Below are 18,655 nucleotides of genomic sequence, written 5' to 3'. Positions count from 1 at the left end.
ACCGTTCTTTGGTGTGGAGTGATCCGGCCGGCCGCTGAGAGCCGGCCAGGAGACTAGAGCTTGTTGTCCGGCCGCCACCGGTCGAAGCGGCGCTCGATCATCCTGAGTATGTTGGTGAGAGCGACGCCGGCGGCCGCGATCAGAATGATGCCGAACATGACCCGGTCGGTCTGGAAGGTGGCGCCGGCAACGGAGATGAGATAGCCGACGCCCGCCTGTGCCGAGTACATCTCGCCCACCACGATGCCGATCAGCGCGTGGCCAAGCCCGAGGCGCAGGCCCGTTAGCAGGAAAGGAACGGCCGCCGGGAAAGCGACGGTCAGGAACATCTGCCGGTCGTTCGCACCGAAGGAACGGGCCACCTTGATGTAGTCGCGCTCGACGGTTTGCACGCCGGCGGTCGTGTTGATGAGAATCGGGAACACGGAGCTCAGAAAGATGATCGCGAACTTCGAGCCGAGGCCGATGCCGAACCAGATCATGATCAGCGGCAGGAGCGCAATGCGCGGCGTCGCGTAGAGCGCCGAGATGATCGGATCGAGTGCCGCGTTGAAGCGACGATACCAGCCCATCAGAATGCCGAGCGGGACGCCGACGACGATCGCCAGCCCATAGCCGACCAGCAGTTCCAGTCCGCTGATGGCGAGGTGCGGATAGATGCTGCCGTCGGCGAACATCGCATAGCCTGTTGCGATGATGCGGCTCGGCGAACTGGTGAAGAGCGGATTAACGAGATCGAGGCGGACGACCGCCTCCCAAAGCAGGAGCGCCATGATCATGGTGAAGCCGCCCAGCAAGGCGTTCTCGTGGCGCACCAGGAACTCGTAGACGGCGAATTCCGACTTGCGCTGCCTTGGGATTTCTTGTTCTTCGGTAACGGACGTCATCTCTCGCTCCCTCAATGAACGCGCAGAAGGCCCATGCGGGCACTTTCCTCTTCGATCAGCCGCCAGATATGGCGAAAGATCTCCATGAAGCGCGGCGTATGCTTCAGATCGAGCGTGCGCTCCTTCGGCAGGTCGATCTCGACGATTTCCTTCACCTTCGCCGGGCGTGCCGAAAACACGACGACCCGGTTGGAGAGGAAGATCGCCTCGTCGATCTGGTGGGTAATGAACACGCCGGTTTTCTGGGCCCGGTCGAGAATGCGCAGCAACTCGAACTGCATGAACTCGCGCGTCTGCGCGTCGAGCGCCGCGAAGGGCTCGTCCAGCAGCAGCAACTCCGGATCGACGGCCAACGCCCTTGCAATGTTGACGCGCTGGCGCATGCCGCCGGAAAGTTCGCTCGGATAGCTGTCCTCGAAGCCGGCGAGCCCGACAAGCTCGACGAACTTGCGCGCCCGTGCGGCAATCTCCTCCTTGCTGAAAATCTTCTGGATCTCCAGACCGTAGGCGACGTTGCGCTGGACCGTACGCCAGGGAAAGAGCGAATCCTGCTGGAAGACGAGGCCGCGATCCGGCCCCGGTTTCGTCACCTCCCGTTCGTCGATCAGGATTCTGCCGCCATCGATCGAGACGAGGCCGTCGACGGCGGCGAGAAAGGTCGATTTCCCGCAGCCACTCGGGCCGACGATGCTGACGAGTTCACCCTCGTTGACACTGAAGTCGATGCCGTCGAGTACGCTCAGATCGCGCTTGGTGCGATCGTTGTAATAATTCAGCCTGACGCTGTCGGCCTTCAGCTTGACCGGCGTTGCCTGCAACATGGGTTTTCCTCCCGCCTTGTTCGCAGTTTCAATCGAGCGCTTTGAAAAAGCCTTCGCTGTCGAGCGCATCGAGCGTGCTTGTGTCGACGATCGCTTCCGGCTTCACGGAGGCGGCAGCCGGCAGAGTTTTTGAAAGCTCGGCCAGAACGGCACCCACGCCCGGCATCGAGGGACGCAGGTCCTGCGGGAACACCTTCTCCGAATAGAAGCGGAACGCCTGCTCTACCGACGGCCCCTTCTCGAGCTTCAGGAAAGATGCCGTTACCTCCATCGCGTCCTGCGGGTTGGCTCGAAAGCCGTGGAGGCCCTCGCCCATCGCCATAAAGAAACGCTTGACGACGTCGGGGTGCTCGGAAAGGTAGTTCCGTGAGGTCACATAGGCAGTGTTCGGATAGTCCTTGACGATCTCGGTCACGTCCACGAGCATCTTCGAGCCAGCATCGACCATCTCCTGCGTGCGCGGATATTGTGACATCAACCCCTGCACCTGGCGGGTTTCAAAGGCAGCCGCCCGCGTGCCCTCGCCGCCAAGCTGCAGAATATTGACGTCCGACGGCTCCAGTCCGAGCGATTTCAGCGCGAACTTGACGGCGGTATCCGTCGACGAACCGAGCTTGCTGATAGCGATACTCTTGCCACGCAGCTGGTCGGCATTCTGAATCGAGGCATCGACGACGAGCTGGAACGGCAGTTTGTTGGCCATGCTGCCGATGATGACGACGTCGGCACCGGCAACGGCGGCGGCAATCGACGGGGTGTAGCCGTTCTGGGCGATATCGATCGAACCGCCGACAAGCGCCTGGGTAAGCACGGAGCCGCCCTCGACATAAACGAGGTTGACGTCCAGCCCATGCTTCTTGAAGAGGCCCTTGGCAAGTGTGTACTGGATCGGCGCGCTCGTCATGGTGAAGCCGTCATAGGCGACGTTCACCTTTGTAAGGGTTTCTTCCGCCGCTGCCGGCGAGATGACGCCGGCAAGCAGGCTCAACCCCGCCGCACAAACAACTTTCAATAGATTTCTCATGCTCTCCTCCACAGTTGGCTCGCCCTCACCCGGCTCTCCTCCAAGCTTCGGGTTGAGGGCAACAGTTTGAATCACCGCATGCTTCGAAACACGCGGCAGTCTTAGCTAAGCAGGCTCTGCATTCGTTCCCTGTTCATCGACTTCATGAGCTGGTCGACGAGGCCGTTAAGCGGCAAGGGCAGCTTGACGCTCTGAGCGAGGTCGAGGGCGACGTCCATGTCCTTCTCCGCCCATTTGCCGGTGCTCTTGCCCCAGCGCGACAGCGACCAGTTGGCACCGGAAGAGTGCATCAGCGCAGAGACCAGCGTCGGCACATCGGCACCGAGCTGCTTCGCGAGGCTGAGCGCCTCGAAGTTCGCACAGATGCACGCCCACAACAGCATGTTGTTGGCTGTCTTGGCGATCTGGCCGGTGCCGCTCGGTCCGATATGCAGGATGTTGCCGCCGAAGGCAGAGAGCACGGGGCGCGCCTTCTCGAGCCATTTCGCTTCGCCGCCGACGAAGACCGTCAGCGTGCCGTTGTCGGCCGCTTCCTGGCCAAGCACCACCGGCGTGTCGAGAACGCCGATACCCTTCTCGGCCGCCTCCCGCTCGAGCTGCCGGCAGGTGTCTGGCGCGATCGAACTCGCAATACAGATGACCGATCCCGGTGCCAGAGATGCGAGAAGTCCGCCCTCGCCGATCACGTCGACGACCTGTTTGTCGGTCTGGACCATGACGACGACGACCTCGGCGCCGCTGCCGACCTCGGCGATATCCGCCCTGGTCGGAATGCCGATCGCCTGCGACTTGGCCGTGGCTTCGACTGAGATGTCATAGCCGGCAACGCTGAAGCCCTTCTCCTTCAGGTGTCGGGCCATCTGGTGGCCCATGGCGCCGAGGCCGATTACGCCAGCGGTCGGTTTTGTGTTCACAATTCCATCCATTGTCTTCCTCCTGATCTCGCTTCAAGCCGCCCCGGCCTTCGACCGCGCCGCTCGCAGTCGCTGCGTCGCCTCCCCGTCGAGGCGCGGACCCTTCGGCCCCGCCACCAACACCACGCCATAGTCGCGCCCCGCCGCCTCGACCGAGACATACCCTTCCCTGACGTCGGCAAGCACCGATGCCGGATCGCGCGTCAGCGGATCGCCGTAACCGCCACCGCCCGGCGTTTCGAGTTCGAACACGTCACCGGCCTTAAGCGGATAGTCGGCGTAGCGCGAAGGCAGGCGCTTCCAGCTATCCTCATCCGGATTGATCCTGATATCGCCGGTCCGGCCCGGCAGGCCGTCGGCATAGCCCTCGGCGGGAATGACGTGCTTGGTCGAGCGGATGGAGAAACGCGCATCAGCGAGGTTCAGATATTTGCGCCGGATACCGAGGCCGCCGCGAAACTTGCCCGCTCCACCCGAGTCGCGGATCAATTCAAAGGCAAGCAGCCGGGTCGGGAACTCGCTCTCGATGATCTCCACCGGCGCGATCTTGGCATTGCTCTGGTTGACCGTCGTTCCCGAGGCCCCATCGCGTGTCGAGCGCGCGCCCGCTCCGCCACCGACGATCTCGTACTGCACGTAGCTGCTGCCGGTATTGGTGCCGCGGCCGCCGAGGATGATCGAGCGGCTGCCGCAGCCATCGGCTCGTGAACGTTCCGGCACCAGTTGCCCGAGCGCCGCGAAGATCGCGTCGACGACCGCGTGCACCGTCGGATTGTAGGTGTTGACCGGCGCCGGATAACGCGGATTCAGCACACTTGACGACCGCGTCTCGACTGTAAAGGCGCGCAAGATGCCGCTGGTGATGAAGATATTCGGATCGACCAGCGAGATCAGCGCATAGGCGCAGGCCGCCTGGACGAGCGGCGGGCGGATGTTCGCCGGCCCTCGCGTCTGATCGGCCGAGCCGGTGAAGTCGAAGCGGATGGCGTCGCCTGTTTTTTCCACCCGGACATGGATACACACCGGCTTCGACAGCTCGACGCCGTCGTCGTCGACATAGCGCTCCGCCTCGAAGACGCCGTCCTTCCACGTCTTGATGATCGCCCGCATCCGCCGCTCGGCGATGCTGCCCAATTCATCGAAGGCCGCAACGCATTTGGCCAAGCCGAACTTTTCCAGAAGGGCGGCAAGCCGGCGCTCGCCAAGCCGCGCGGAGCCCAACTGGCCGCGAATATCGCCGAGCACCAATTCCGGCGTGCGGCTGTTGGCGGCAATGATCCGCTCGACGTCGCCGAAGGGCAGGAAATTGCGCTGATAGCGCACCGGCGGCAGCTGCAGGCCTTCGTTGAAGACTTCACGCGCCTGGCCGGAGCAACTGCCTGGCACCGGTCCACCGATGTCGCCCTTGTGCGCGATGCTGGCGCAGAAGGCGACCAACGTGTCCTCGAAGAAGAGCGGCGTGATCACCGCCATGTCCGGCGCATGCGGACTGCCACCCTCGTAAGGGTCGTTGATTAGGAACGCGTCGCCGGGCGCGATGTCGCCGGCAAAGGCGTGCAGCACGGCTTGCGTGCACGCCGGGAAAGCACCGATATGCAGCGGCAGGACCACATGCTGGGCGATGACCGCCGCATTGGCGTCGAGCAGCGCGCAGGAAGCATCCTGCGATTCCCGGATGATGGTTGAAAAGCCGGTGCGGAACAGCGAGTTCTGCATTTCCTGCACGATGCCGCCGAGGCTCGCGCGGATCACTTCAAGTTCGACGGCAGTGGGCCTGCCAAGCGAAGCGCTACGCTGCAGCATCACGCGACCTCCGTTACGATGAGATTCTTGAATTCGTCGACCCGAACCTGCTGGCCCGGCAGGATGACGGTCGTGCAATCGAACTGTTCCACGACGGCCGGCCCGGCAAAGACGAGTCCGACGTCGAGACGCTCGCGCTGGTAGACGGCGCAATCGAGGTTCTCTCCATCGAAACGGACCGGACGGCGGCCGAGAAAGGCGTCGGCAAGCGTTCCGCCGCTCGGCTGGTAGCGCTTGGCGTCGACCGGCGGCACGAGGCCGACGGCCTTGACCCGGTAGGAGACGATCTCCACGGATTCGCCCGACGCCTTGTGGCCGAACATCACTTCATGCGCGGCATCGAAGGCGCTGCGCACGGCATCGACATCCGTGGCATCGGCCAGCGCACCGATCGGAACGGTCAGTTCATACCCCTGCCCGGCATATCGGAGGTCCAGAGCCCGCTCGATGCGGATGCGGTCCGCCGGGAAGCCTTCCTCTGCCAGGTCGGCAAGCGCCTGCCCTTCCATGCCGGCGAAAATTGCGTTGAGTTCGCTCGCCGAGGCGCCGTCGAGCGGTGTCAGCCGTGAGCGCACATAGTCATGCGTGACATCCGACATTACCAGGCCCATGGCCGAGAACACGCCGGCATGCAGCGGCACGACGAGACCGGCCATGCCGAGCTCGCGGGCGATGCGGGCGGCATGCAGCGGACCGGCGCCGCCGAAAGGCAGCAGCATGAAATCGCGCAGGTCGTGGCCGCGCATCGTCGAGATGGCCTTGATCGCCTCCTCCATCTTGACGTTGATGATCCGCACGATGCCCTCGGCCGCCTCCAGCACGTCCATGCCGAGCGGGCGCGCCACGTGGGTTTCGACTGCAAGGCGCGCTTTCTGCGCATCGAGGCGCATCTTGCCGCCGAGGAAGTTTTCTTCCGAAAGATAGCCGAGCAGCAGGTTGCAGTCGGTAATCGCTGGCTTGGTGCCGCCGCGGCTGTAGCACGCGGGGCCTGGAATAGCGCCGGCACTTTCCGGCCCGACCTGGAGGACGCTGAAGCGGTCGACTTCGGCGATTGTACCGCCACCGGCGCTGACCGTATTGATGTCCATCATTGGCATTGCGATGTCGCGGCCCTCGACCTTGCCGCGGTTGGCGATCACCGGGGCGCCGTTCTTGATCAGCGCCACGTCGCAGGATGTGCCGCCCATGTCGAAGGTGACGATGTCGTGGTAACCGGTCGAGCGCGCCATCGCGACGCTCGCGGTCACGCCGCCCGCGGGACCGGAAAGCACGGTGGTGACGCCTTTCTTCGCCGTTGCCTCGAATGTCGCCATGCCGCCGTTCGACTGCATGATGTATTTCTGCGGCGTCTTCACGCCCGCCGCCTCCAGCCGCTCGGCGAGCCGGGCGATGTAGCGGGCAAGCACCGGCTGCAGGTAGGCATTGATCACCGTCGTGCTCAGACGGTGGTATTCGCGGATTTGCGGCACGATTTCCGACGAAAGCGAAACCTCGCAGTCCGGCAGCTCCTCGCGGACGATCTCGCGAATCCGCTCCTCGTGGCGCGGGTAGAGGAAGGAGAAGAGCAGGCAGACGGCGACGGATTCGACGCCCCGGCCGCGGAGTTCCGCAAGCGTCTCGCGAAGCGCAGCTTCGTCGAGTTCGGCAAGGACGCTGCCGTCGTGGACCACCCGCTCCAAGACTTCGCCGGTCAGCGACGGCAGCACGATCGGCTGAGGCTTTTCATAGAGGATATCGAAGATCGCCGGCCCATGCGGACGCGCCTGTTCGCCGACTTCGTAGATACCGCGAAAACCTTTGGTCACCAGAAGCCCGGTCTTCGCTCCTTTACCCTCCAGGAGCGCGTTCGTCCCGACCGTCGTACCATGGCAGAAATAGCTCACTTCGTCCGGACGCACGCCGCGCCCCAGCAGAATATCGATCCCGGAAAGGATTGCGCGCGACGGGTCGTCCGGCGTCGATGGAACCTTGGAAATAGACGTCTCTCCCGTTGTTTCGTCGAGATAGACAAAGTCCGAAAACGTCCCGCCGGTGTCGACGGTCACGCGATAGCCTCCCATGCGGTGCCTCCCTGATGCGCTTCATGCGGCTTGGTGTCCGGGCCGCCCGGTGCTCTCTCCTGACCGCGCCGGATTTGATATAAGACAAGCTAGTGGCGCGTAGACGGCCTGTCCAAGACCGTTGAAAGCGGCGAGCTATAAGTTTTTCGCTATGGCTGGATGAGACCGCAGGGTGTCAGGAAGACGTTCCGGCGCTGTCGAAACGCGGATCGACGATGATCGCGTAAGGCGCCGAGGCGCGGCAAATGTAACGAACCACGTCCTTGAGGAACGGTCCGATGATTTCGTCTTCCAGAAGCGAGCGCTCCTCGCGCCGGCTCACCATGTAAAGCGTGCGGCTCGGCACGGGACGCTCTATCCTGCGGATGGCGAAGATGCCGCGGCTCACGCCGTCGGCGACGCTGCCATAGGGCAGAAGGCTGGCGCCACCCTCGGCGATGCGCGCGCGGATCGCCGGCACTGACTGCATGTCGGAAACGATGCGCGGTTCGAGCGACAGGCGCTGGGCCATGCGGCGGACAAGCGTGACGATGCCACGCTCACCGGCAAAGAAGAGCTCCTCTTGAAGGGCGTCGGCAAAGCTGATCGGGCTGTCGTGTACAGCGTTGGCGCGCGCAGTCACGAACAGCAGTTCGTCCTCGATCACCGCCTCCCGCACCAGTCCCGGACGCCCGTCGACGTCATAGGCAAAAGCAAGGTCGATTTCCTTGCGCTCAAGCGCAGCGATCAGCGCGAAGCTCAACTCCTCGACCAGTTTCAGCGATGTCGCAGGCAGCTTTGTACCCGCCGCGATCAGCACGTCGGCGCCGACAAGGCGCATGTGGCTTGGCGTCAAGCCGATGACGAAAGGCCGCGGTGCCGGGTTGCCGGCGGCAGACCGCACGTCCTCAAGCGTGCGCTCCAGGAATCGCTCGAGTTCGTTGTAGCGTTCGTAGAGCACCTCGCCCGCCTTCGTCGGCACAACCCCGCGCGAATGCCGCTCGAAAAGGCTAACGCCGATCTCGCTTTCGAGGTCGCGAATCTGAATGCTGATCGCGGTCTGGGCAAGCTTCAGCCGGGACGCGGCGTGCGACATGCCGCCGGTTTTGACCACCATCGCGAAATAGCGCAGCTGCCGAAGGTTTATGGCTGAGCCTCCTCATGTCGACGCGGCAGCACCCTGCCGATCACGTTGCCGTAAGGCCCCATCCTCTCGGCAAGCCGGCCAATCATCCTGTCGAGAAGGGCCAGCAACGCCGCTTCGTGAATGAAAGACGGCGCATCCGACATGCGGTTCAGGAAGAGTGTCCGCCTGAGGGACGGCTGGCGGATCGGACAGGCGACGATCAGCCCCTGCTGGATTTCCTCCGCCACCACCCCGTAGGGCACGACGCTGGTGGCCGCTCCCCGCGCGACCAGCGTCTTGATCGCCGGCATCGACTGCACCTCGAAGGCGACGTTTACAGGAAGCCCTTGCCGGCCCGCCGCGTCGTGGATCAGCCGCCACACGATATCGCGGTCGCTGACGAGCGCCAGGTCGGTGCGGATCGCATCCTCGAACGGAATCGAATCTCCGAGCACACGGGAACCGGCGCCGGCGACGAAAAGCAGTTCCTCCTCGATGAGAGCGGTCGCCGCAAGCCCCGGACGGTTCTGGAATTCGTAGGCGAATGCGATGTCGAGTTCACCACGCAGCAGCGCGTCGATCAGGATGAAGCTTAGCTCCTCGACGACGCGGAAGGAAATTCCCGGGATCTCCTCACGGGCGGCAAGAAGGAGCTCCGGCCCGATCAGCGCCTGAATGCTGGGCGTGACGCCGAGATTGACGACCTCTCGTCGCGCGACGCCGCGGGCCATCACGTCCCGACGTGCCTCTTCGACGGAACTGAGGATGGCAAGCGCGTGCCGGTGCAGAACCTCACCTGGCTCCGTCAGCGAAATGCCACGCGAATGGCGCACGAGAAGCCGAACGCCGAGCGATTCCTCCAGGTGCCTGATCTGCTGGCCGAGCGCCGTCTGCGCGACGTTCATGCTCTCCGACGCCCGGGTAATATTCCCGGTCTCGACCACCTTCACGAAATAACGAAGCTGCCTGAGATTAATGGTCTCCTCCCAAATCCATGGCTCGCCGCAATGCTATCGCCCGCGGTGCCGAGCACGCAATGGCGTTTTCTCTCCAACAAGTCGACTTACAGCCACGGTCGGTCAAGCCCGTACGGATCTCATGCAGCGACGATACGGAGTCGTTCGCTCCAGTCGGCGACATGAGCACAAGGAAGGGGCCGACACATTTGGGGAAGACGCTTCGCCAAAACAGGACACAAACTGCTGCCCTTTCGCATCCACATCGAAGATCAGAAGCTCGAACTCGTCGGCCTCAACGATCCATGCTGACGTGCGTTGCACGCCAAGCGCTGCGGCATCCCCTCTCGTCGTTCGCCACAGGCCACATTATCGACGACCAGCGGCAAACCGAAATTGCCGAGACGTCAAATCTGACCTTTAGTGACCTTCGGCGGGACCCGACCAGTATGGTGGACCGGATTGTCTTTTCCGGCTCCTTCCGTGGGCTTCTCGCGCCGCTCCGTCTGGCCACTCCTTGCCGGCGGCTGGTCAGCATCTTCCGTGCCGGATTCTGCGGCGTGGTCGGGAAGTGGTTGGGGATCCACGTGCATCTCCTTGGCGTCAGGTTTCCACGTCGGAGACGGCATCGGCTGGTCGGTGAGGTCATCGTATTTGGGATCGCTCATCTTCCAAATCCTTTCTTTCGAGGTCTCAACCCATGGCACCCGCGAAGGTTCCTTCTTGTGACGAATGGGTTGGTTGCGAGAGGCCGAACAGCAGCGACTCGCCGAGATGCCACGGCGCACCAGAGGAACGCGCTCGCGGCAAAGGAGCCGAGTGGCCAGCCAATCGGCTCATCCAAACGAGTCGTTGAATTTAAAAGAGAATGGTGGGCCCGGAGGGAACGCCGAATTCCAAGAAAATCAGCCGCTTAACCCCGGGAAAAAACGATGGAAAAACAACGTCCGAAGACAGAAATGGTGGGCCCGGAGGGACTCGAACCCCCAACCAAGCGGTTATGAGCCGCCGGCTCTAACCATTGAGCTACAGGCCCGTGCCGGTCGTTCGCCGGTGACCGCGAACCAATGGTAATTCGCGGGTCGCAATGGCTCTAGCGGAAAACCTTTTTGACGACAACCCATTGCCGCAATGCCTACACAATCGATAAGCAAGAGTTCGGCATAAAACAACCGGAGAGAAATAGTCATGCTTTCTACACGCATCGCCCGCACGGCCCATGTCGCTGCCATGGCCGCTGCCCTTGCCGGCGCCTTTGCGGCTACCGCTCTCGCGGATGACAGCAACGGCAACAAGGGGGGCGGCAATGGGCGTCCGGACGGCGTGCGGGGCCGGCAGGCGCTGATCAAGGTCTCCGGTGAGGGCCGCGCAACCGCAGCGCCCGACATGGCGATCGTGCAACTGAGCGTCGTCAAGGATGCCAAGACCGCGCGTGAGGCGCTCGACGCCAACAACAAGGCGATGGCGGAGGTGCTTGCGGCGCTCAAGCAAGGCGGCATTGCCGAGCGCGACCTGCAGACCAGCGGCTTCTCGATCAACCCGCAGTACCACTATCCGCAGAACAACGATGGCAGCAACCGCCCGCCGGAACTGATCGGTTATCAGGTAGTCAACGGCGTCACAGTCCGCGTGCGTGAACTGAGCGAACTCGGCGAGGTCCTCGACAAATCCGTGACGCTCGGCGTCAACCAGGGCGGTGGCATCGAGTTCACCAGGGACAAGCCCGACGATGTCATCACCGAGGCCCGCAAGGCTGCCGTGGCCGATGCCGTCGTGAAGGCGAAGGTGCTGGCCGAAGCCGCCGGCGTCTCGCTCGGCCGCCTGATCGAGATTTCGGAACAGGCCTCGCGCCCGGAACCGGTTCCGATGGTGCGCAGCATGGCCAAGGAATTCGCCGCCGATGCCGTTCCGATTGCGACCGGTGAAAACACCTACAACGTCACGGTCAACGTGACCTTCGCTATCGATCAGTGATGCAACCCCGACTCGGCGCGGACAAGGAATCCTCTGTTCGCCCGAGATTAAAAGCGCCAGGGCAATTTACAGCGTTCCTTGCGCATCTGACGAGACGCGCGGCGCTGTAGTTTCAAAGGGCTGGACCCTTCGCGCGAAGACAACTGAAAGCCCCGGGCGAGTCGCTTCGCGCGGGGCTTTATCGAATCAGAAGCCCCTCACGGAGACCGCGAGGGGCTTGTTTCCGCCAGCCGGGGGAGACGAGACGGAAATCCGGCAGTTTACCAGCGGCCGATTACCGGGCATCCGCGCACATTGGCGAAGATGATTGCCTGGCGGTAACCATGGCGGCGACCCTCGACGACGACCTGGCGCCGCGCGACATTGGCGACATGGGCCCGGCGCAGGCCGCGATCACGTGCCTTTTCGACGGCAAGCCACGGGTCACAACGGCCGCGGCGCTCACGGCCCCAGCGGGGGCGATCCCGGCGCCAGTCGTCGCGATCGTAGTCGCGGTACTGGACATCGACGCCGCGTGGCGAGCCAAACTCGAATATCAGCGATTCAGCGGAAGCCGTGGTGGCGGCACCCGCAAGACCGGTCAACCCGATGACGGCGGCAACGGCGGCTTTGACGAGGAACTTTTTCATAGCTTTTCTCCGGTATGGCGAAGGTTCGAAATTGGCGATTACCGCTCTCGATCATTGAGCCACCATAGACCGGATAAACTGAACGGTACCGGAACCCTCCGTTCATGTGCTGTTCAGGTTAATGGATCGCGCGTGGGAGAAACGAAGACGCAAGACGATTCGCTGCCTTCGGCCCCTCGCATTTCCTGGCGCGCCGCCCCGATGCCGGAGAAAATTACCATAGAGGTTCAAAAGGTTACGCGCGGAGAACCGCTCAACCCGCCAGTTCCCGTTCGAAGATGCGGAGATTGCGGTAGTGGCTGAGGCGGGTGATGGCGCCATCCTCGATTTCGAAGATGAAAACGCTCGGAATGGAATAGCTCTGGCCCGAGGCCTCGGGGAAGCCCGACATGGTCTCGCGATAGGTGCCGCGGGCGGTCATGTCGGCGGCGACCCGCTGACCGAAGGCATCGTGCATCAGCACAACGTCGTTGAACGTTTCGTCGAAGTGGCGCAGATAATTCATGATCCAGGCCCGTAGAGGATCGACGCCGAGGGTACGCTGACCGGTAAGCGAATCGAGCGCGATGTCCTCATCGACGAGGCGCGAAAGCGCATCGAAATCGTGGTCGTTGACGGCCTCGATGAAACGGCTGGCGATGGTCTGGGCGTCTGTCATCATCTCCCCCTGAAGCTTAATGATCACTCACTGTACCGCTGAATTTCCGTCCGGAGCAGAGATTCACGCGCCAAGATGCAGGACGACTTCACGCTGGTGCGGGCGGTCACGATGCTCGAAGAGGTACAGGCCCTGCCAGGTGCCAAGCACCATGCGCGCGTCGGTTACCGGGATACCGATCGAGACCTGCGTGAGCGCTGCCTTGATGTGCGCCGGCATGTCGTCAGGTCCCTCCTGGGTGTGGACGATCCAGCGCATGGAGGGATCAGAGGACGGCGGCACCAGACGACGGAAGAATTCATCGAGGTCGCGTTTCACATCCGGATCAGCATTCTCCTGGATGAGCAGGGACGCGGACGTATGACGGACGAACACGGTGAGAAGTCCCTCCGCGACGCCTGACTTCCGCACGAAATCGGCCGCCGCATCGGTGAACTCGTATAGTCCCTGGCCACGGGTGGCGATGGTGATGGCTGTCTGCGGCATTGCGGCTTTTCTCGTTCACTGGCGGCGACGAAGGAACACGTCCTTGAAGGAATCAATTTAGGAAGGATATCCGACAATTCAAAATTCGCCGCCGCTCATTGAGGAACGAGCAGAGTGTCAGGACCGAGCGTTGCCGGCGCAGCCGGCGAACGCTCCTGCATGTCTCGTTGGATCGTAGCGATTTAAGGAGCAACATGCAGCAAAACGCTCCAGGAGCGTCCTTTGCGCGTCTGATTAGACGCGCGGCGCTGCAGGCTCCTGTCCTGCTATAGCTGCAGAAACGGTTGGAAGCCTCCATAAATCATGCGCTTGCCATCGAAGATGGACTTCCACTCGTCACCTTGAAGCCGCGGATCGGCCATAACCTTGGCGACGATCGCATCGCGATCCTGGCGCGACCCGTAAAGGACCCAGGAGAAGACCACCGTCTCGTCGTCCTTTGCCTGCACCGCGCGCGGAAAGGACGTCAATTCGCCATAGGGTACGTCGTCCGCCAGGCACTCGACGTAGCTGAGCGCCCCGTGTTCTTTCCAGACGTCGCCCGCCCGGCGCGCGAGCGCCTTATATTCCTCGACCTTCGCCTTCGGCACGGCGATGAGAAAACCATCGACATAGGGCATTTGTATCTCCTCCTGTTTTGGCTGGACAGGCAAAGGACGATCGAAGCGGAAAGGTTCCGACAGGGTATGATGATTTTTCGTGATCTTCGGCCGGAGGCGAGACCGCTTTCGCTGGCGTCCATGTGCGAACGGAGCAGAATGCGACGATTGCGTTCTCGGAACGCCCGCTTCCATTCGTCCAGCGTAGCGGCTTGTGTCTGGAAAGACGCGCGGTGCTGCGGTCACGAACCACAGCCGCGCAGTTGCCCCGCATAGATCGCCGCCACACTGGCCGCGCGCTTCGCGCCTGCCTGCGCCGTTGCGCTCCAGTTGCCCCGCGCGTAACCGCCATGACCGTGATAGTAGGCAATGTAGAGCCGGTAGGGATCGTTGAGCGCGATGCCGTTCCTCTGATGGCTTTGATTGTGGTACCAGGCGATGAAGCGGATCGCGTCGGCGAAATCCGTCCGGCGCGCCATCCAGCGCCCGGTTTCGGCCTGGTAGCGGGCCCAGGTGCCATCGAGCGCCTGCGAATATCCATAGGCGGTCGAGACGCGCGTCCACGGAATGAAGCCGAAGAGCTTGGTGCGCGGCGGCCTTGCATTGTGTCGGAATCCGGACTCCGTGTAGATCGTCGCCATCAGCACGGGCACGGGCACGCCATATTCGCGTTCCGCCGCATAGGCGGCCCGACGCCAACTGTTGAAAAGACCATCTCGCTGCTCGAAAACCGCACAGGCGTTCCGGGTGTCCCTCGGCACCGTTCCGCAGCCGGCCAGCAACAGGAGGACGACGACAAAAACGCAACGCATCGCGGAACCTCTCGTTTGCGAGAGATTGATAAAGCGTAAATGTTAAGGATCGGTTTTGAGGCGAAGTTGAATGACCGCCAGAATGACAGCCGTCCTGCCATTTCTCGTCATGCTTGCCGGCGTAATCTCTCCGGAGCGAGCGTGGGCCGGCAACACGCGGGATCTCTATACGAGCGACGCGATCGTCACCGGCACCGGCGAGGAAAATCGGCAAATCGGTTTTCGCGAATGCCTTGGCGAAGTCCTCGTCAAGGTCTCCGGCGACCAGCGTGTGCTCGCCTTGCCCGCGCTCTCACCGCTCATCGAACGCGCCGGCAGCTTCGTCGCGTCCTTTGCCTATCGGGATCGGCTCGAGGGCATTCCGATCCACGACGAACAGGGCACGCACGACCGGCCGCACGACCTGACCTGCCGATACGAACCGGCAACGATCGACCACCTGCTCGATACGCTCGGATCAGGGCCCTGGCTTCAGCCGCGGCCACGGATTGCCGTCTTCCTCGCCGTCCATGACCAGAAACGCAGCTTCATGTTGACCAGCGATGGCGACGAAAGCCCCTATATGGCCGAGTCGCTCGCCGCCGCGACTGTGCCTCTCGCACTTGAAGCAAGGCTGCCGGCCCGCAAAACGCTTGCCGCGGAAAAGCTCGGCCTCGACGTCCTGTCGGCCGAAGAAGCTGCGCAACTGGAACGGCTCGCAAAGAAGATCGGCGGCGATGTCGCGCTCGTGGGCACGATTTCCTGGAGCGACAAGGCGCTCGGCTGGATAGCCGACTGGCAACTCGTGAGCGCCGGGAAGACGCACCGGTGGCAGGTCCGCGGCGTCAGCTTCGACGACGCCTTTCGCAATGCGATCCGCGGGACGGCGCAGGTTCTGTCAGGTAACGGCGAGCCTTGACGCAGACCAAGCCTTCGCGCCGGCGGCGTGCCAGTCAGTCTCAGCGATGGAAATCACCGGGCCGTCGACCGGCCATGCTTTAGCCGAGCGTAGCGATGAGTTCCCGATAGGCCGCTTCCGGAAATGCCTTCAATGTGCGGGTGCGCACATTGCCGTTCATGCCGAGCGTTAAAGCAAACCGCGCAGCGACCGCGTCATCAGGTGCTTCGCAGATTGCGACCATGTCGTATTCACCCATCGTCAGGTAGAAGTCCTTGAAGGATCCGCCCATTTCGGTGAGCACATTCCTGGCGGCATCCAGCCGCTTCGGGGACTCACGTACGTTCTTGATACCCTGCTCGGTCCAATTGAGAAGCACGACATAAGTGGTCATCTCACACCTCCCGCAGAGCATCCCGCTTTCGGATGAAAGCGGATAAATGCTCTGGATTCAAAGGACTTGAGCAATTCCAGGAAAAGTGTGTAACGCCTTCCGTCCGGAATTGCGTCATTTCAAAAAATGCGCGTTTCACTGTATCGATGAACGGTGAAACGCTCTGGAGTGCCTCTGCGTTGATCGCGCGGCACTCTCGATTCGCCCAAGGCGCGGTGTCGCTGCGGCCCGGGCTCGCTGCAAGCTGTGAAGTATAATCCCGCGGTCATGGGCGAACAAGCGCGACAGGCGGCGCAGGGTTCGGCGCAAATTGGAAAAGCGGACGGCATAAAAAAGCCGGGCGCAAGGCCCGGCTTTTTCGACGTCTCTACAGCGCTCAGTTTAGCTATCGAGGAACGAGCGCAGCTTGCGCGAACGGCTCGGATGCTTGAGTTTCCTCAACGCCTTCGCTTCGATCTGGCGGATACGTTCGCGGGTGACCGAGAACTGCTGGCCGACTTCTTCGAGCGTGTGGTCCGTGTTCATGCCGATGCCGAAGCGCATGCGCAGAACACGTTCCTCGCGCGGCGTCAGCGAAGCGAGAACGCGGGTCGTCGTTTCACGCAGGTTCGCCTGGATGGCGGCGTCGATCGGCAACAGCGCGTTCTTGTCCTCGATGAAATCGCCGAGGTGTGAATCTTCCTCGTCACCGACCGGTGTTTCGAGCGAGATCGGCTCCTTGGCGATCTTCAGCACCTTGCGCACCTTCTCGAGCGGCATGGCGAGCTTTTCGGCCAGTTCCTCCGGCGTCGGCTCACGGCCGATTTCGTGCAGCATCTGGCGCGAGGTACGAACGATCTTGTTGATCGTCTCGATCATGTGCACCGGAATGCGGATCGTGCGGGCCTGGTCGGCGATTGAGCGGGTGATCGCCTGCCGGATCCACCAGGTGGCATAGGTCGAGAACTTGTATCCGCGGCGGTACTCGAACTTGTCGACCGCCTTCATCAGGCCGATATTGCCTTCCTGAATGAGATCCAGGAACTGCAGGCCGCGGTTCGTGTACTTCTTGGCGATCGAAATAACGAGACGCAGGTTGGCCTCGACCATCTCCTTCTTGGCGATGCGCGCTTCGCGCTCGCCCTTCTGGACCATGGAAACGATGCGGCGGAACTCGGCGATGGATATGCCGGTTTCGGTCGCAAGATTCTGGATCTCCTGGCGGATATCCCGGATCGTCTGGTTCTCGGCCCTTGCAAACTCCTTCCAGCCCTTGCCGGCGAGATTGCTGATCGACTTCATCCAGTTCGGATCGAGCTCGGCGCCCGAATACTGTTCCAGGAAGGAGTCGCGCTTGACACCGTAGGATTCGGCAAGGCGCAGCAGTCGGCCTTCGTTCTGCATCAGGCGCTTGGAAATGTCGTAGAGTTGTTCGACCAGCGCATCGATGCGGTTCTGGTTGAGCGACAGCGACTTCACCGCCTTGATCAGCTCGTCCTTCAGTTCCTTGTAACGGCGCTCCTGCGCCGGCGACAGGGTGCCGGTGGCGGCAAGGCGCGCCTCGACCTGCTGGTCCTGCAGCTTGCGGAGCTTCTTGTAGGTCTCGGCGATGATGTCGAGCGTTTCCATCACCTGCGGGCGCAGTTCCGCTTCCATCGCGGCGAGCGAGAGGTTCGATTCATCATCGTCCTCTTCTTCTTCCTCCGGTGGCTGGCCATCGCCGCCGACATTGGTGATGTCGTCGTCATTGGCTGCGGCTGCGCGCGTCTTGCGCACCTTTTCCTTCTCTTCGGCCGCCTTGCGGTCAGCCTCGATCTTTTCCGGGCTCTGGAACTGCGGGGCAGCCTTCGCTTCCGGACCGGAATAGGTGGTCTCGAGATCGATGATCTCGCGCAGAAGCGTCTGGCCTTCGTTCAGTTCATCGCGCCAGATGATGAGTGCCTGGAAGGTAAGCGGGCTCTCACAGAGACCCGCGATCATCGTTTCGCGACCAGCCTCGATGCGCTTGGCGATCGCAATTTCGCCTTCACGGGAGAGAAGTTCGACCGAGCCCATCTCGCGCAGGTACATGCGCACCGGATCGTCGGTGCGATCGGTGGGTTCTTTCTTCTTGCCGGTCGCAAGCGCGGTACCGGTGGAGGTGGTCAGTTCACCGCCTTCGCTGTCGCCGTCGTCACCGCCGTCTTCGTCGTCGCCGCCACCGGCAGCTTCCTCGGCTTCCTCATCCTCGATGACATTGATGCCCATGTCGGAGAGCATGGCCATCGTGTCTTCGATCTGCTCGGAGGTGACTTCCTCGGACGGCAGGACCGAATTCAGTTCGTCCATCGTCACGTAGCCGCGCTTCTTGGCGGCCTTGATCATCTTCTTGACAGCGTCGTCGGAAAGGTCGAGAAGCGGGCCGTCCGGAGCGCCTTCGCGTTCAACGTCTGCTTCTTCGTTTTCTTTGACTTTAGTTGCCATTTATTCGTCGCTTTCCTTGTCGCAACCAGCGTGCGCCTGGTGCCAATGCCGCTTCGTGGTTCGGGCGCCGCGCACCCGCCACCGAATCATTTCCCCTGACGTAACGGGATGATGTTTAATTCCTGATTAACCACGACAGCGATCGCGGTTGAGCGGCAAGCTTCGACAGCCCTGCCACTGAAACGTCTCAGGCATGATTTTCCTATCCGCCGTA

The 18,655-nt window shown here is 62.2% G+C and carries 18 protein-coding genes and 1 tRNA gene; 2 read left to right on the top strand and 17 right to left on the bottom strand.

Annotation, left to right across the window (positions count from 1 at the left end; translation table 11 throughout):
• Positions 1 to 53 precede the first annotated feature (53 nt).
• The 10 genes from ILFOPFJJ_RS06180 to ILFOPFJJ_RS06135 form a co-directional block, all read right to left on the bottom strand.
• Positions 54 to 887, bottom strand: coding sequence for an ABC transporter permease (locus ILFOPFJJ_RS06180; protein WP_173509648.1), 834 nt, complete (start codon positions 885 to 887; stop codon positions 54 to 56).
• A gap of 11 nt (positions 888 to 898) precedes the next feature.
• Positions 899 to 1,708: an ABC transporter ATP-binding protein gene (locus tag ILFOPFJJ_RS06175; RefSeq protein WP_173509647.1), complete on the bottom strand. Its 810-nt coding sequence runs from the start codon at positions 1,706 to 1,708 to the stop codon at positions 899 to 901.
• Positions 1,709 to 1,736: 28 nt separating this feature from the next.
• Complete coding sequence (locus ILFOPFJJ_RS06170; RefSeq protein WP_173509646.1) at positions 1,737 to 2,732, bottom strand: ABC transporter substrate-binding protein; 996 nt, start codon at positions 2,730 to 2,732, stop codon at positions 1,737 to 1,739.
• A gap of 101 nt (positions 2,733 to 2,833) precedes the next feature.
• On the bottom strand, positions 2,834 to 3,658 hold the full coding sequence (locus ILFOPFJJ_RS06165) for an NAD(P)-dependent oxidoreductase (protein ID WP_173509645.1): 825 nt from the start codon (positions 3,656 to 3,658) through the stop codon (positions 2,834 to 2,836).
• 21 nt (positions 3,659 to 3,679) lie between these two features.
• Positions 3,680 to 5,449, bottom strand: a complete 1,770-nt coding sequence (locus tag ILFOPFJJ_RS06160) for a hydantoinase B/oxoprolinase family protein (RefSeq protein WP_173509644.1) — start codon at positions 5,447 to 5,449, stop codon at positions 3,680 to 3,682.
• Entirely contained in the window at positions 5,449 to 7,509 is a 2,061-nt protein-coding gene (locus ILFOPFJJ_RS06155; RefSeq protein WP_173509643.1) for a hydantoinase/oxoprolinase family protein, read from the bottom strand. Before ILFOPFJJ_RS06155 ends, ILFOPFJJ_RS06160 begins: the two co-directional genes overlap by 1 nt.
• 175 nt (positions 7,510 to 7,684) lie before the next feature.
• A complete protein-coding gene (locus ILFOPFJJ_RS06150) occupies positions 7,685 to 8,620 on the bottom strand; it encodes a LysR family transcriptional regulator (RefSeq protein WP_282438581.1) in 936 nt (311 codons plus the stop codon).
• 11 nt (positions 8,621 to 8,631) lie between these two features.
• Positions 8,632 to 9,591, bottom strand: a complete 960-nt coding sequence (locus ILFOPFJJ_RS06145) for a LysR family transcriptional regulator (protein WP_312032688.1) — start codon at positions 9,589 to 9,591, stop codon at positions 8,632 to 8,634.
• Between the two features lie 386 nt (positions 9,592 to 9,977).
• Complete coding sequence (locus tag ILFOPFJJ_RS06140) at positions 9,978 to 10,238, bottom strand: hypothetical protein (RefSeq protein WP_173509640.1); 261 nt, start codon at positions 10,236 to 10,238, stop codon at positions 9,978 to 9,980.
• A 292-nt stretch (positions 10,239 to 10,530) separates the two neighbouring features.
• Positions 10,531 to 10,606: transfer RNA gene (locus tag ILFOPFJJ_RS06135), tRNA-Ile, on the bottom strand.
• A gap of 152 nt (positions 10,607 to 10,758) precedes the next feature.
• Here ILFOPFJJ_RS06135 and ILFOPFJJ_RS06130 point away from each other — a divergent pair.
• Positions 10,759 to 11,544, top strand: a complete 786-nt coding sequence (locus ILFOPFJJ_RS06130; RefSeq protein ID WP_173509639.1) for an SIMPL domain-containing protein — start codon at positions 10,759 to 10,761, stop codon at positions 11,542 to 11,544.
• Between the two features lie 260 nt (positions 11,545 to 11,804).
• Here the strand turns inward: ILFOPFJJ_RS06130 and ILFOPFJJ_RS06125 are convergent, their stop codons facing one another.
• The 5 genes from ILFOPFJJ_RS06125 to ILFOPFJJ_RS06105 form a co-directional block, all read right to left on the bottom strand.
• Positions 11,805 to 12,173, bottom strand: coding sequence for a hypothetical protein (locus tag ILFOPFJJ_RS06125; RefSeq protein ID WP_173509638.1), 369 nt, complete (start codon positions 12,171 to 12,173; stop codon positions 11,805 to 11,807).
• Between the two features lie 253 nt (positions 12,174 to 12,426).
• Positions 12,427 to 12,831, bottom strand: a complete 405-nt coding sequence (locus ILFOPFJJ_RS06120) for a ketosteroid isomerase-related protein (protein ID WP_173509637.1) — start codon at positions 12,829 to 12,831, stop codon at positions 12,427 to 12,429.
• 63 nt (positions 12,832 to 12,894) lie between these two features.
• Positions 12,895 to 13,317 carry a secondary thiamine-phosphate synthase enzyme YjbQ gene (locus ILFOPFJJ_RS06115; RefSeq protein WP_173509636.1) on the bottom strand — a complete coding sequence of 141 codons (423 nt, stop codon included), beginning with the start codon at positions 13,315 to 13,317 and terminating at the stop codon, positions 12,895 to 12,897.
• A 266-nt stretch (positions 13,318 to 13,583) separates the two neighbouring features.
• Positions 13,584 to 13,937, bottom strand: a complete 354-nt coding sequence (locus ILFOPFJJ_RS06110; protein WP_173509635.1) for a DUF1428 domain-containing protein — start codon at positions 13,935 to 13,937, stop codon at positions 13,584 to 13,586.
• 221 nt (positions 13,938 to 14,158) lie between these two features.
• Positions 14,159 to 14,728 carry a transglycosylase SLT domain-containing protein gene (locus ILFOPFJJ_RS06105; protein WP_173509634.1) on the bottom strand — a complete coding sequence of 190 codons (570 nt, stop codon included), beginning with the start codon at positions 14,726 to 14,728 and terminating at the stop codon, positions 14,159 to 14,161.
• A gap of 70 nt (positions 14,729 to 14,798) precedes the next feature.
• Between ILFOPFJJ_RS06105 and ILFOPFJJ_RS06100 the strand changes: the two genes are divergently transcribed.
• On the top strand, positions 14,799 to 15,626 hold the full coding sequence (locus tag ILFOPFJJ_RS06100; protein WP_173509633.1) for a DUF8605 domain-containing protein: 828 nt from the start codon (positions 14,799 to 14,801) through the stop codon (positions 15,624 to 15,626).
• Positions 15,627 to 15,705: 79 nt separating this feature from the next.
• Here the strand turns inward: ILFOPFJJ_RS06100 and ILFOPFJJ_RS06095 are convergent, their stop codons facing one another.
• Together ILFOPFJJ_RS06095 and rpoD are read right to left on the bottom strand one after the other, a co-directional pair.
• Positions 15,706 to 15,999, bottom strand: coding sequence for a GYD domain-containing protein (locus ILFOPFJJ_RS06095; protein WP_173509632.1), 294 nt, complete (start codon positions 15,997 to 15,999; stop codon positions 15,706 to 15,708).
• Between the two features lie 381 nt (positions 16,000 to 16,380).
• A complete protein-coding gene (gene rpoD / locus ILFOPFJJ_RS06090; RefSeq protein ID WP_173509631.1) occupies positions 16,381 to 18,441 on the bottom strand; it encodes an RNA polymerase sigma factor RpoD in 2,061 nt (686 codons plus the stop codon).
• Positions 18,442 to 18,655: the final 214 nt, after the last annotated feature.

The sequence above is a fragment of the Sinorhizobium psoraleae genome, from assembly GCF_013283645.1.
GTDB lineage: Bacteria > Pseudomonadota > Alphaproteobacteria > Rhizobiales > Rhizobiaceae > Sinorhizobium > Sinorhizobium psoraleae.
This window is presented reverse-complemented; position numbering and strand designations above follow the sequence as displayed.